At 36.9% G+C, this 244-nt stretch carries 1 pseudogene; it reads left to right on the top strand.

Annotation, left to right across the window (positions count from 1 at the left end):
• Nucleotides 1-244: pseudogene (locus IDG64_RS15410) on the top strand (hypothetical protein); the annotation flags it as partial.

The raw sequence follows: 244 nt of genomic DNA on the forward strand, positions 1-244 counted from the left end.
TGGTCTATCTAACATTGATAAGATTATTAACATGTTTGATGATGGTCCAGATAAAATTGGTGTAGCAGCACCGAATGAACAAATCTATAAGGTTTTCAAGCAACAGGCGAATACATTTCATAGTGATTCGTTATTAATCAAAGCTGGTTCTGGGGTGGCAACATTAGGATTGCCGGATTCTCCTGGTGTGCCTGAAGGTATTGCTAAAAATACAATTACAGTTCCATACAATGATTTAGATGCA

Origin of the sequence: Staphylococcus sp. EG-SA-15, assembly GCF_017151895.1 — a bacterium.
GTDB classification, from domain to species: domain Bacteria; phylum Bacillota; class Bacilli; order Staphylococcales; family Staphylococcaceae; genus Staphylococcus; species Staphylococcus aureus.